Source organism: Xanthobacter autotrophicus, from assembly GCF_029991245.1.
GTDB classification, from domain to species: Bacteria; Pseudomonadota; Alphaproteobacteria; order Rhizobiales; family Xanthobacteraceae; genus Xanthobacter; species Xanthobacter autotrophicus_C.
Map to the genome: position 1 here is coordinate 1 of NZ_JAIVFO010000131.1, position 12808 is coordinate 12808.

The 12808-nt window shown below is 64.2% G+C and carries 8 protein-coding genes and 7 pseudogenes; 6 read left to right on the forward strand and 9 right to left on the reverse strand.

The genetic code is table 11. The features are described from left to right. Both tnpC and K9U41_RS18140 read left to right on the forward strand, forming a co-directional pair. The coding region (gene tnpC / locus K9U41_RS18135; RefSeq protein ID WP_282642279.1) for an IS66 family transposase at nt 1-947 on the forward strand (947 nt) is incomplete at its 5' end. A 4-nt stretch (nt 948-951) separates the two neighbouring features. Beyond that, nucleotides 952-1167 carry a hypothetical protein gene (locus K9U41_RS18140; RefSeq protein WP_282642280.1) on the forward strand — a complete coding sequence of 72 codons (216 nt, stop codon included), beginning with the start codon at nt 952-954 and terminating at the stop codon, nt 1165-1167. A gap of 38 nt (nt 1168-1205) precedes the next feature. Here K9U41_RS18140 and istA read toward each other — a convergent pair. From istA to K9U41_RS23980, 3 pseudogenes are all read right to left on the reverse strand, one after another. Further along, nucleotides 1206-1819 (reverse strand): annotated as a pseudogene (gene istA / locus K9U41_RS18145) (IS21 family transposase); the annotation flags it as partial. A gap of 35 nt (nt 1820-1854) precedes the next feature. Further along, nucleotides 1855-2127: pseudogene (locus K9U41_RS18150) on the reverse strand (integrase core domain-containing protein); the annotation flags it as partial. A gap of 50 nt (nt 2128-2177) precedes the next feature. Next, nucleotides 2178-2432: pseudogene (locus tag K9U41_RS23980) on the reverse strand (IS30 family transposase); the annotation flags it as partial. A gap of 47 nt (nt 2433-2479) precedes the next feature. Here K9U41_RS23980 and K9U41_RS18155 point away from each other — a divergent pair. Both K9U41_RS18155 and K9U41_RS18160 read left to right on the forward strand, forming a co-directional pair. Next, nucleotides 2480-2715, forward strand: a pseudogene (locus K9U41_RS18155) (transposase); the annotation flags it as partial. Between the two features lie 184 nt (nt 2716-2899). Next, a pseudogene (locus tag K9U41_RS18160) lies at nt 2900-3013 on the forward strand (IS3 family transposase); the annotation flags it as partial. Nucleotides 3014-3218: 205 nt separating this feature from the next. On the opposite strand, the gene K9U41_RS18165 reads toward K9U41_RS18160, so the two are convergent. The 4 genes and pseudogenes from K9U41_RS18165 to K9U41_RS18180 form a co-directional block, all read right to left on the reverse strand. After that, nucleotides 3219-5510, reverse strand: a complete 2292-nt coding sequence (locus tag K9U41_RS18165; RefSeq protein ID WP_282642281.1) for a polysaccharide biosynthesis tyrosine autokinase — start codon at nt 5508-5510, stop codon at nt 3219-3221. Between the two features lie 384 nt (nt 5511-5894). Beyond that, on the reverse strand, nt 5895-6185 hold the full coding sequence (locus K9U41_RS18170) for a transposase (protein ID WP_282642284.1): 291 nt from the start codon (nt 6183-6185) through the stop codon (nt 5895-5897). Then, nucleotides 6164-6439 (reverse strand): annotated as a pseudogene (locus K9U41_RS18175) (helix-turn-helix domain-containing protein); the annotation flags it as partial. The pseudogene K9U41_RS18175 and the gene K9U41_RS18170, both read right to left, overlap by 22 nt. Before the next feature lie 49 nt (nt 6440-6488). Next, on the reverse strand, nt 6489-6893 hold the full coding sequence (locus tag K9U41_RS18180) for a hypothetical protein (protein ID WP_282642282.1): 405 nt from the start codon (nt 6891-6893) through the stop codon (nt 6489-6491). Between the two features lie 331 nt (nt 6894-7224). Between K9U41_RS18180 and K9U41_RS18185 the strand changes: the two genes are divergently transcribed. After that, the gene (locus K9U41_RS18185; RefSeq protein ID WP_282642283.1) at nt 7225-11850 is read left to right on the forward strand and encodes an autotransporter outer membrane beta-barrel domain-containing protein; all 4626 of its coding nucleotides are present in this window, start codon (nt 7225-7227) and stop codon (nt 11848-11850) included. 79 nt (nt 11851-11929) lie between these two features. On the opposite strand, the pseudogene K9U41_RS23985 reads toward K9U41_RS18185, so the two are convergent. Beyond that, nucleotides 11930-12390 (reverse strand): annotated as a pseudogene (locus tag K9U41_RS23985) (transposase). On the opposite strand from K9U41_RS23985, the gene K9U41_RS23990 reads away from it, so the two are divergent. Then, on the forward strand, nt 12284-12544 hold the full coding sequence (locus tag K9U41_RS23990) for a hypothetical protein (protein WP_432715821.1): 261 nt from the start codon (nt 12284-12286) through the stop codon (nt 12542-12544). The pseudogene K9U41_RS23985 and the gene K9U41_RS23990 sit on opposite strands and share 107 nt — an antisense overlap. Here K9U41_RS23990 and K9U41_RS23995 read toward each other — a convergent pair. Next, nucleotides 12537-12668, reverse strand: a complete 132-nt coding sequence (locus K9U41_RS23995) for a hypothetical protein (RefSeq protein WP_432715820.1) — start codon at nt 12666-12668, stop codon at nt 12537-12539. The genes K9U41_RS23990 and K9U41_RS23995 overlap by 8 nt on opposite strands. Nucleotides 12669-12808 lie beyond the last annotated feature (140 nt).

The window sequence follows — 12808 nt, forward strand, 5'->3', positions numbered from 1 at the left end:
CCGATCAGGTCGGTACGGCGACTGCGGCGCTGAGGCCTCTGCATGATCTGATCGCCCGGCACGTCATGGCGGCGGAGCGACTGCACGCCGACGACACCACCGTGCCGATCCTGGCCAAGGGCAAGACTGATACGGGCCGGATCTGGACCTATGTGCGCGACGATCGCCCCTTCGGCGGCGCCGACCCGCCGGCGGCCCTCTACTTCGCCTCGCGCGACAGGCGGCAGGAGCATCCGGACGCACACCTCGCGGGCTGGCGGGGCATCCTCCAGGCCGACGCCTACGGCGGCTACAACGGACTGTATGATCCCGCACGTCCGGGCGGACCGGTCACGTCGGCGCTTTGCTGGTCACATGCCAGGAGAGGCTTCTTCGAACTCGCTGACATCGCCGCAAGCGCGCGGCGCGGGCCCGGCGCCGCGCCGGTATCGCCCATCGCCCTGGAGGCGGTGAAGCGCATCGACGCTCTCTTCGACATCGAACGCGGGATCAGCGGCTTGAGTGCGCGGGAGCGTCGCGACGCCCGGCAGGAGCAAAGCCGGCCTCTCGTCGATGACCTGCACGCCTGGCTCGGCGAGCAGCGCCTCAAGTTGTCCCGATCGGCGTCGGTTGCCAAGCCGATCGACTACATGCTCAGGCGCTGGAACGGCTTTGCAACCGTCCTGGATGACGGCCGTGCCTGCCTGTCGAACAATGCAGCGGAGCGGGCTTTGCGCGGCTTCGCCTTGGGAAGGAAGGCATGGCTCTTCGCCGGCTCCGACCGCGGCGCCGAGCGCGCCGCCGCCATGGCGACGCTGATCACCACGGCGAAGCTCAACAACGTCGATCCGCAGGCCTGGCTTGCCGATGTGCTCGCCCGCATCGCGGGGACGCCGCAGAGCCGGCTCGCCGAACTGTTGCCATGGAGCTGGCAAGCCGGCAGCGCCGGACAGTGTGAAGCCGCCTGACGACATGGCCGCCGACGCCAACGTCTTCACCATCGCGCTCGCAGCCCAAATGCTGGGCGAAACCGAAGATCGGCTCTGGGCGCTCGCCGATCAGATGGACCCGGAGGACGGCCTCGTCTGGATCCACGACACGAACGAACGCCAGACAATGGCCTTCACGTCCTTCGGCATCGAAACCCTCAAGGATCTTATCGCAGATCAACACACAACCGAAAGCTGAGGTCCCGCGGCCCTCGCCGGAGGCTTACGGTCGCGCGGCCAAGCGTTCAGTTCCTCATAGCTCTTCACCCGAAGCCGCGGGGTGAAGAAACGCTCGCGCTACCTGAGCCAACCTGGTTCTCGACCTGCCCCTTCTCCCAGCCCGACGCTGGCGCGCAGGCCACGGGATCAACGAGGTAATGTCCGCACATCTGCAGGAAGCGTCGGTTATAGGCCCGCTCCCGGCCGACGAAGATCGTCTCCACCGCCGTCTTCATGTTGTCGTAGATACCGCGCGTGCAGGTGCCCTTGAAGAAGACGAGCGCCCGTAGCCAAGTTTACGCAGGCTGCGCACGCTTGCCCGCATGGGCGTCGAACACCATCTCCTGGCTCTCGCGGGGATAGGCCCGCACGAACATCACCCGGGAAGGGCAGAACCGAACGTGGGCAACCTTGACCGTCACTGTCGTCCCGTTGATCAGGACGATCTCGTGGCTCCAGTCGAACTGGTAGGCCTCGCCCGGATCGAAGCTCAGAGGTACGAAGGCCGCCGCTGATAGCGAGGCCTGGTCACATCGCCAGCCCTTGGCATAGAGCCGCACAGCGTCATAGCCGCCCGCGTAGCCGAGGCCCCGCAACTCCTCGAAGATCCGGATCAGCGTCAGGCACTCGCGAGCCCGATGATCTTCCCCCGAAAAAGTGGAGGGGGTTAAGCCGCTCTGCGTTCCATCTCGGCCGGGCTTATGTAGCCGAGCGCCGAGTGCAGGCGGCGGGGATTGTAGAAGCCCTCTATGTACCCGAACAGGTCCCGTCGCGCCTCGGCCCTGGTGGCATAGAGGCGATGATGGACCCGCTCGGTTTTCACGGTATGGAAGAAACTCTCCATCGGTGCATTGTCCCAGCAATCGCCCCTGCGGCTCATGGATGGGGTGATGCCCGCGGTGGCAAGCGCCCCGCGGTAGGCCTCGGCAGCGTATTGGGTGGATTCAATCGGTCGTCGCAACAATAATATTCCGTCCTATTTTAACCACTGGTCAAGTGCTTCTGCTGGGCTCTTCCAGCCGAGGATCTGAACGTTGCTGGTGGCATGCCGCCCGCCTTCCGGAACCATCGGGCACCGACTGGAGCCGACACGCCCGACGCCAAAGCAGCATCCTCGCTGGTCATCCCCTTCGCAATACCCGACCAGAACCGTTGGAGTTCAGCTCGTCCAGCTTCCGGCGGTCGCCCCGGCGATGGCAACGGGCGTCTTCCAGACCGATCGGACCGTCGTCTTCGAATGCCCATCGCAACCTCCTTGGGTCAGGTGTTGCGACGACCGATTGAATCCACCTTTCCCGGCCGACGTCCGCCACATCCTCTACAGCACCATCGAGGCGCTGAACGCCACGCTGCGCCATACGCGCCCGAGGCCACTTCCCGACCGACGAGGCCGCGATGAAGCTCCTCTTCCTCATCTTAAACCGCTCCGAAAAGGAGTGGAAGATGGGGGCTGCGTGAATGGATCATGGCCAAAGCTCAGTTCGCCGTCATCTTCGGCGAGCGCTTCACCAAGGCCATGGCGGCCTGATGTTCAACCCGCCACCCTCACACGGAAATCCTGACAGCTCCCCTTGCGGTGGAATCTGCCGTCGAAGCCGCTGACGCGGCCGAGCACGCCGAAGAACTCGAACCGGCCATTCCATCGAACACCATCATGTGGCGATCCTCTACCACGGACAGAAGCAAAGAATCCGCGGCGCGCATTATTGGGGTTGACGATAGCGCAACGAATACAAAAGCGGATCATCGGGATCCTGAAGGAGCAAGAGGCGGGGGAGAAGACCGCCGACGTCCGCCGCAAGCACGGCATCTCCCCAGCCACCTTTAAGCAATGCGCGAGTGGCCGAGACCGATGCGAAGCACCGTGTGGCATCCATCGCCCCGCGGGTACCCCATGCGATAGGAGAAAGCGGCACCATCCCGCCTCTGCCGCTCGACCGGGTGCACACACCTTGCCGACCGAGCGTCCTCCACGGAGATAGTCAATTACACCGCACCGGAGATCAATAGATCCCGAGCCTGATGCCGCTTCTAGTGCTGCGTGGTATAGGTCTCGAAGCGGTCATAGTCATAATATTCGCCGCCATTGGCCTTGGTGTAGGTGCGCATCTGATCGACATCGACGCTGTTCAACACCACACCGATGGTCTTCTCGGCAAGGCCCGGCATGGCCGACAAAGCCTGCTGCGCTGTCGCCACCGAAGTCTTGCCCCACCCCACCACGAAGACGAAGGCATCCACGTTGTTCACCATGGCGCGCACGTCCACTACCGGGGCCAGTGGAGGCAAGTCTATGACGATATAGTCGAAGGACTGGCGCAGCGAGGACAGCAGGTCCACCATGCGCTGGGACGAGAGAAGCTCCGGTGTTTGCGGCAGCCGCACGTTGCCATTGGCAGGCAGGAACTGCAGGGGCTTATACGGATCGACATAGATCAATTCCGACGCCGAGACCGTTCCATCGGCCAGATATTCGACGAGCCCGGACTTGCGATCGGGCGCCGCGGCGGTGCTGAGCGTGGGATTACGCAGGTCGCAATCCATCACCAGCACCCGCCGGCCGGAGCTGGCAATTACCTCGCCAAGGTTCATGGCGATGGTGGACTTGCCCTCCCCGGGGACCGAGGACACCACGCCGATGACCCGGGTCTGCCGATTCATCAAGGCAAGGTCCGCGGCCACCTTGCTGGCGCGCATGGTCTCCGCCAAGCGTGAGAATGGCTTGTCCGCGCTGTATTGAAGAAGCCCGATGTAGCCGGGCAAGACCAGCGATCCCGCCGGCACGTTCCGCGCAGCGAGCGCGGTGCCCGTGACCTCCTGCAGCCTTTTCTCGCTGAGCTTCGGCACCACGCCGAGCACCGGCAGGCCGAGATTCTCCTCCACCTCCGACGGCGTGCGGAAGGTCCCGTCGGTCAGTTCGCGGGCGAAGGCCGCGCCGACACCCAGCATGGCACCAGCGACACCGCCCAGAAGGAGAAACAGGACGGTCTTCGGCCCACTCTTAGTGCGTGGTGGTGAGGCCTTGGTGAGGATGCGGGCATCAGTAATGGGGAAGGTCTGCTGCTGCATGGCGGAGTTGTAGCGATCCAGCAGTTTTTCGTAGAGCGTTCGATAGGTATCCGTCTCGCGCTGGAGTTCGCGCAAGCTGACCTGGGTGGAGCCGGACGCAAACGCGGCAGACTTCGCCTTTTCGAGGGCGGCGTTCAGGTCCTCCTCCTGCTTCACGGCCGTTTGGAGTTCGTTGCGGTAGGATTGCGCGATCCGCTCGAACTCCTGCATGATCAAGCGGCCGATCTCCTGGTTTGTGAAGGCAATGCGTTGGGCCGCCTCGTGGTTGGCGCCATAACGCCTTACGATCTCGCTTTGGCGCTGCGCATTCTGCACATATTGATTCCGCAGCTTGACGATGACGTCATTGGTCAGCGCGTCAGGCACCGCGGCGTCGGGATTGCCGGCTTCAATCACCTGCTGGATCTGATCGTAGCGCGCCTGCCGCTCACCCCGCACACGCTCGGCGGCCGCCGCATCGTCCGAAAGACGGGAGAGCGCCTGATCGGCGAGGAGCTGCCCCTGGCCCGAGCCGGACGTGCTGCCGGCATTCGCGCCAGTGAAATAGATGTCGTTCTTCTTGCGGAAATTCTGCACCGCGTGATCGCTGCGCATCACCTCCTGCCGCAGCTCGGCGAGGCGCTGCTCCATCCACAGCGAGGCACGGCGCACCGAGTCGAAGCGCGCGTTGAGTTCATCATTCAGATAGGCGGAGGCAACCGCATTGGCCACTTTGGCCGCGGTGTCCCGATCGGTGGCGTCAAAACGGATTGCGATGACGTAGGTCTCGTCGAGCCGTTTCAAGGTCAGCCGGCTCTGGAATGCTTCGATGACCGTGCGCGGGATGCCATCGGTCATGATGACCGCGTTGTCGTCCGAGCTGTTGCTGGAGGGCATCAAACCCATGATGGAGCCGACAACGCCCTGGATCCAACCGACGATGACATTGTTCGGCGCCAGAAAGTTCGGATCCTTATCCAACCCCGTCTCGCGAATGACCTTGAGGGCGATCTCCTCGGAGCCCAGGATCTGCACCTGGCTGTCGACGGCGCCCTGGTCGAGGCCAAGCTGCGTTGGCGTCAGCGGAACATTGTTCTGATCGATCGTCACCCGCGCATTGCGCGCATCGATGATGACAAAAGCCGTGGCAGAAAAGGTCGGGAGGGTGGTCTTCGCAAAGATGCCAGCGAGAAGCATGGTCGCCAGCGTGGCGGCTGCGATCAGGATGCGGTTGCGACGCAGGATCGACAGAAAATTCGGCAGATCCAACGTCAAATGTTTACCGCCCACGAGCCCGCCGAAGGAAGGGCTGCTTGGCGCCCAATCGCGATCTGGTTGCATAAATATAAGCGACCTTCTGCATCGAATTGGGAAAATTGGGACCGCAGCCGACTGACCGCCCGCCCGCTTTTTGACGAAGTAGCAGTTTGCAATGTGCGCTGCAAGATGGGTTTTCTCCCCCGCGACAAATGCTTCTGACTGAGGTAGAAATAGCGCATGGTTGATGTCGTGTTGTCGCGATCCTGGCGACGTTACCTTCTTTCACATCATTAGATTTTTTATACTAAAATGCAACTATTAGCTGATCGCTCATGGGCCCCGATCTGACCAATGGGCAACATACCCGGAGGGTACAATGGGAAGGTTTAGGGTCGAGACTCAACGGCACCAGCAGGCGACGAGGGCTGCGAGGCACAGGGAAGCGAGATAGTTCCGCGCCAGCTTGTCGTATCGGGTGGCGATGCGCCTGAAGTCCTTGAGGCGGCAGAACATGCGCTCGATGGCGTTGCGCTTCTTGTAGCGCCTCTTGTCGAACGGATGCAGATATTTGCGCGTGGGAGTGTTGGGGATGACCGCTCGCATGTCCCGCCCGGCTAGATCGTCTCGCGCCGTGTTGCTGTCATAGGCCGTGTCGGCGAGAAGCTCGCCGCCTGCAGGGCGTAGAGGCAGTCGTCGAGCGGCAACAGGGTGTGCCTGCGGAAGACGACGATGATCGCCTCTTCCTCAGGTGCCAGAACGCTGGACCTCGGCGCCTTAGGTCCGGTCGGCAGGTCGGCGACCGAGGTCCGCTGCTTCCATTTCGCGACGGTCTTCGGGTTGATCCCGTAGCGCTGGGCCAGAGCCCTCAGGCTCTCTTGACTATGCTGTATCGCTCGACGGACCGCCTCCGTCGTCGTGGCGCATCCATGGAGAACCTGCCCCATAGCGCATCCTTCCATTCCTGCGAAAAGACTGCACCATCAAAGCCCGGGATCAAACACCGGTTGAGGCTCTGGGAATCATGGCGCCGGGACCATAGACCTTGGGCGCTCCGTTCTTCACGCCGTCCATGAGCACCAGCACTTCATAGGGGTTGCCGGCGACGCTGTCAGCGATGAGCTGCAGCGCCTCCGGCTTGCCATCGTCGGCGGAGGTGATCTTGGCTAAGGGTTTCACCGTCTCCGACCGCCCGTCCCAGAAATGGATCACGCTGCGCCGCGCGGCGAGATTGTCATCCGACCGGCCGAGGCCGGTGAGAATGAGGAAGCCGCCAGTCACCGGCGCAAGATCGCGCATGTCGTTCCCGGCATCGAGCTGCACCCGCAGAACTTCGGCCTTCGGCATCGGCCCGGCGAACAGGGCGCTGGCCGGTACCTTAAGGACGTTCGCCCACGTCATGGCGGAATTGCGCGCGCCGAAATAGAGCGGCCATTGTGCGGCGCCCCCCTGGATGCAGAGGCAGCTCGCGTCGAAACCATCGCCGGTCGAGGATCTCCTGGCACGCCGCGCGATCCCGTCCAAAACAGGTGCCCCCAATTGACGTTTCGAAATGTGGCCGACTGTTGCTGCGACGCAACATATCGATGTTGATTTTTATGTACTTTTATTGGTTGTTGGGTATGGCTGGAAGGATTCGGTGATGAAGCAGAAGCGCTCTGAGCCTGAAGCGATTGTTGCGCAATTGCGTTCGGGAGCTTCTCTCATTGCAATCGCGTTGGTTGCACTCACTGTGTCGGCCCCTGTCTCGGCCTCCAGCTGCGGCGACGGCAATGCGCCGGCAGGCGGCGTGTGCGCGACCGGCCCGTTCAATCCGGTGGACAACGACGCGAAGGTCGGCGCCACCACCGTCAACGGTGGCGATACCGTCACCCTATCCGGCATTAATCAATTCGTCGCTGGCAAGACTGGTGCGACCGGCAGCCAGCCGCTACAGGATTTCGCCATCGTCTCGGGCAGCGAGAACCTCGCCACCCCGGTACTGGCCAAGGGCGCGCAGAACGGCACTGCGAGCTACACGGACCCGATCACGGGCTCCGCCCGGACCATCAATGTCTATGTGAACGGGCAGATGAGCGCACCGGAGTTCGGAGCTACGAACCGGACGCTCTATGTGGGCGTGGATGACAACCAGTACATCGACGCCCGCATCGGGTCCGTCGAGAGCAGCGGCGGCACGCTGAACATCGCCTCCACCGGCAACTTCACCATCGCCGCCAAGCAGACCACACTCTACAGCGCCGACGGCACCGGCGCGGCCGATTCCAATCTCTCGTGGCAGACGCCGGGCAACACTACCATCGTGATGAACGGGGCGACTCTGCCGTCCAATCCGGTCCCCGGGAATGACACCGTCACCTCGAGCGCCCTCGCCGGCTGGCCGACCACGGTAACGGTGAACGGCACCGGCTACACAATTACCAGCCTCGCCGACTACCAGGCCTTCAACACCACCCTCATCGGCCTGATCGAGACCGGCGAGATCGACCAGGCGCAGTATGACGCCTACATGACGCAAGCCGCCAACCTACAGACCGGCAGCGTTCGCTACACCGCGGCCGATCCGCTGCCGGCGCCGACCGACGACGTGTGGCAGAGCGTGGGCACCCGCACGGTGCTTGCGGCCAACGGCGCGCGGGCGAGCGCGGAGATCCAGCCGGGATCGACCCTCACCGTCACCGGAGCCAATGGCGGCGTCCTGCGCGGCACCAATGGCGCCAGCCTGAGCAATGCCGGCACCATCGTCTCCAATGACGGCGTCTCGGTCTATCTGCGCACCGGCTCCAGCGGCACCAATACCGGCGTCATCACCGCCAAGAGCAGTGCCACCGCCGTCATTGTCGACGGCTCCACCTTCACCAACCAGAACATCATCAACAAGGGCGTCGGTGCCAATTCCAGCGCCATCACCGCCAACAACGCGACGGTGGTGAACAACGGCATCATCAATCTCGGAACGGCGGCAAACTCGGCTAACACCTCGGCCTATGGCGTCAACATCACCGGCGGCACCTTCACCAACTCGGCCGACGCGGTGATCTATATCGGCCGCAGCGAGCAGACCGGCCCCAACGGACCTGCCGCCGACGTGGCGCTGAACCTCGGCGGCAACCTCGCCGCCATCAACGTGGGCAGCGGCGCCACGGTGAACAATGAGGGCGCCATCGTCATCGGCACCAAGACGCAGGGCGCCGCGGGCATCCGCGTCGACGGCACCACCAACGTGCAGGTGGACAATTCCGGCTCCATCACCGTGAAGGGCGCCGCGGCCGACGTGCCGCGCCTCAATACCGGCCTCTATGTGCGCAATTCCGGCGCCGGCAGCAGCATCGACAATTCCGGGGCCATCGTCGTCGAGGGCGTGAACGGCATCGGCATCCAGGTCATCGCCGACGGCGCGGGCAAGGCGGCCAATGCCACCTCCACCGGCTCCATCACCGTGGCCGGTGGCGCCGACCCGGCCAGCGGCACGCGCAATTTCGGCGTCTGGGCCGAAGGCGCCGACCGCGGCAGCGCCACCACCACCATTTCCGGCCCGGTCACCCTCACCGGCATCGGCGCCATCGGCGTGCATGCCCGCGGCACCACCGACGTGACGGTGGAGGACACCGCCACCGTCGACTTCGCCTCCGGCACCGACCAGATCGGCTATTTTATCTACGGGCCGGACGCCAAAATCGCCGTGCTGCGCAACACCCTCGAGGTGAATACCGAGCGCTCCACCCTGTTCCGCGTCGCCGACGGCGCGACCTTCGACGGCAGCGGCTACACCATCACCGTCAGCGGCGAGGATTCCGTGGGCGTGCTGGGCACCGGCGCCGGCACCAAGATCGAGACCAAGGGCAGTACCTTCTACCTCACCGGTGAGGGCTCCAACGCCGTCACCATTGAAGGCGGCGCCACCGGCAACATCGATGACGCCACCCGGATCTTCCTGAACGCGGCCGGAACCGTCGCCGGCATCGCCGACGGGCAGAAGCACGACATCTACGGCAATCCGGTGGACGACCCCAACGCCTCCACCAAGTTCACCAACAACGCTTCGCTCACCTCGGCGCAGACCGGCGTGACCGGCCTCATCGCCCGCAACAAGGCCACCGTCGAGAATGCGGGCGAGGTCACCTTCTCCGGCGCCGGCAGCATCGGCCTCCTCGCCGAGACCGGCGGCCAGGTGCTGAACACCGCCAAGGTGACGGTAAGCGGGGCCGACAGCTTCGGCCTCGTGGCGCAGAACGAGGGCAGCCAGGTGACCAATTCCGGCGCCGCGCACGTCGAGGGCGCCAACGGCATCGGCCTGCTGGCCCATGACAAGGCCAAGGTCATCAACGACGCCGCCGGCATCGTCACCGTCACCGGCCAGGGCGGCATCGGTCTGGCCGCCCGCACCTTCAGCATCCTGGAGAACAATGCCCAGGTGAATGCGAATGCCGACGGCACCACCAGCATCGAGTCCAGCGGCAGGGCCAGCGTTACCAATACCGGCAATGTGGTCCTCAACGGCATCAACAGCACCGGCCTGCGCGCCGACGACGGCAATATCAGCAATTCCGGCGACGTGACCTCCACCCGCGCCGGCAATATCGGCCTGTTCGCCCTCAATGGCGGCAACATCACCACCACCGGCGACGTCCTGCTGTCGGGCGCGGGCAGTATCGGCCTGCACGGCGAGAATGGCGGGCGCATCGAGGCGACAGGCTCGAAGATCGACATCACCGGCTGGGCCGTCGATGCCACCAACGGCGCCTTCACCTTCATCCTGAGCGGCGTCACCGCCACCGGCACGTCGGGCCTTTTATCTGCGACGGATGGGGGGCAGACGGTGGTTTCGGCGACGGGATCGGAGCTGTGGGGGCGGGCCTATACGGCGGCGGGGTCGACCTCGGCGCTGACGCTCACGGGCTCGCAATGGACCCTGCCGGCCGATTCCAACGTCACCGACCTCCTCAATGACGGATCGCGCATCGTCTTCGTCTCTCCCGCCTCCGGCGGCTTCAAGACGCTCACCGTCGACAACGACTATGCCGGCGCCAATGGTGGCACCCTGGTCATGTCCTCCACCCTGAACAGCGGCGTCGTCCAGCTCACCGACAAGCTGGTGGTCCACGACGATACCGCCGGCCACACCGTGCTTGACATCTCCAACTATAACGGCCTCGGCGCCTACACCCCCGGAGACGGCATCGAGGTGGTCCAGGTGGACGGCGCCAGCTCCGGCACCTTCGCCCTCGCCCAGGACCTATATGCCGGCGCCTTCCAGTATGACCTGTTCAAGGGCGGCCGCGCCGATCCCAATGACGGCGACTGGTACCTACGCTCCGCCCTCTCCACCGGCGCCCAGACCGTGGTGCCCTATGCCGAGAGCCTGCTGAAGTTCGGCCAGCTCACCATCGGCACCCTGCAGCAGCGCACCGGCAACCGGCTGTGGCTCGAGGAGATGCCGGCTTCATCCGGCCTCGTCTCCAAGGCCCCGGTGAAGGCGGTGGCCCAGGCCCAGGGAGCGGACGTGGTGGGCGGCGGCGTGTGGGGCCGCATCCTCGGCCTCATCGGCTCCATCAGCGCCAAGGACGGCGTCGGCTACGACCAGGACCTGTGGTTCGCCCAGGCCGGCGTCGATGGGGTGCTGCACGAGGACCGCAACGGCGCCCTGGTGCTCGGCATCATGGGGACCTACGGCGCCCAGTCGGTGGACGTGGGGGTCTCGCCCCATCCCATCCTGCTGGTGCCGCGCCAGGGCAAGATCGACACCTCCGCTTATGGCCTCGGCGGTAGTCTTACCTGGATCGGCACGGACGGCCTCTATGTGGACGGTGTCAGTCAGATGACCTGGTATGACAGCGACCTCTCGGCGAGCGGCTTCCCCGCTCTAGCCAACGGCAACAAGGGCCTCGGCTACGCGCTGAGTTTCGAGACCGGGCGGTGCTTTGCGCTTTCTGGCGGCTGGACCGTCGTGCCGCAGGCGCAGCTGATTTATTCTTCGGTGAGTTTCGACGACTTCTTCTATTTCAACCCCAACGGCTCTGCGGTGGGGGTGAGCGGGGGCGGCGGTGAGAGCCTGCTGGGCCGGGCTGGGGTGCGGCTGGAGAACCTGTCCCGTAACGCCGCCAACGGCCGACGCCTGCAGGGCTACGGCATCGTCAACCTCACGTACGAGTTCCTGAATGGCGCCAGCGTGAACGTGGGCTACACGCCTCAGACGCAGGACATAGAGCGGCTGTGGGGCGAGGTGGGCCTCGGCGGAACGTGGGCGTTGAACGACCGATTCTCGCTCTACGGCGAGGGGCTCTATTCCACCGCTTTGAATGACTTCGGCGACAGCTACACCGTCCGTGGCACGCTGGGACTGCGCTACACTTGGTGAGGGAGCCCCATCTTCGCCAGCAGCACACGAAACCCCGGCAGAGTGTTCTGCCCGAGTTTTTCGTTTAGGGTGTTTCCGCTCATATTGGTTCGTATCCTGCTGCCAGAAGGAAGTTCTGGCATTCATTAGGCGTGACGCAGTCGATGAGCCTTCCGATGGCGTCCCAAAGGCCGGCGACGGAGCGCTCGGCGGCTTTGCGCAGGAGTGCCTTGAGCTTGGCGAAAGCCTTCTCGATGGGATTGAAATCGGGACTGTAGGGCGGAAGATAAAGCAGGCTGGCGCGCCGGCAGCCTTGATGGCGGCTCGGACCTGAGGCCCCTTGTGGGAGCCGAGATTGTCCATCACCATGATGTCGCCGGGCTTCAGCTCGGGGATAAGAACCTGTTCCACGTAGGCCTGGAACGCCACGGCGTTGATCGGGCCGTCGAGCACCATGGGCGCAACCATGCGATGGATCTCAGGCGGCGACGAAGGTGGTGGTCTTCCAGTGGCCATGCGGCACGCCGACCCGCAGGCGTTTCCCGCGACGGCAGCGACCATGGCGACGGGCTATGTTGGTGGAGACCCAGGTTTCGTCGATGAAGACGAGCCGTTCGGGGTCCGGATCCAATTGGCCGTCGAACCAGGACCGACGCTGTTTCTGGATATCGGGGCGGTCCTGCTCGGCCGCGCGCGCGGCCTTTTTTTCAGGTGATGGCGTGGCGGTCGAAGAAGCGCCACAGCGTGCCGATGGCGAAGAGGTGTCCGTGTTCGGCGAGGCGCGCCTGAAGCTCCATCAGGGTGATGTCGCTTGTCTCCTCCACCAGCTTCAGGATCAACTCGGCCTGCGCCGGGAGTGTCAGGAATTTCGTGTGGGGGCGGCGGGTTGAAGATCAGGCCGCCATGGCCTTTGTGAAGCGCTCGCCGAAGATGACGGCGAACTGCGCCTTTGCCATCGCCCATTCACGAGGTGCCATCT

Coding starts and splice junctions, on each gene's coding strand:
- K9U41_RS23990 (WP_432715821.1), top strand. CDS start 12,284: ATGGGCGCAACCATGCGATGGATCTCAGGCGGCGACGAAGGTGGTGGT.
- K9U41_RS18140 (WP_282642280.1), top strand. CDS start 952: ATGGCCGCCGACGCCAACGTCTTCACCATCGCGCTCGCAGCCCAAATG.
- K9U41_RS18180 (WP_282642282.1), bottom strand. CDS start 6,893: ATGACGTGGGCGAACGTCCTTAAGGTACCGGCCAGCGCCCTGTTCGCC.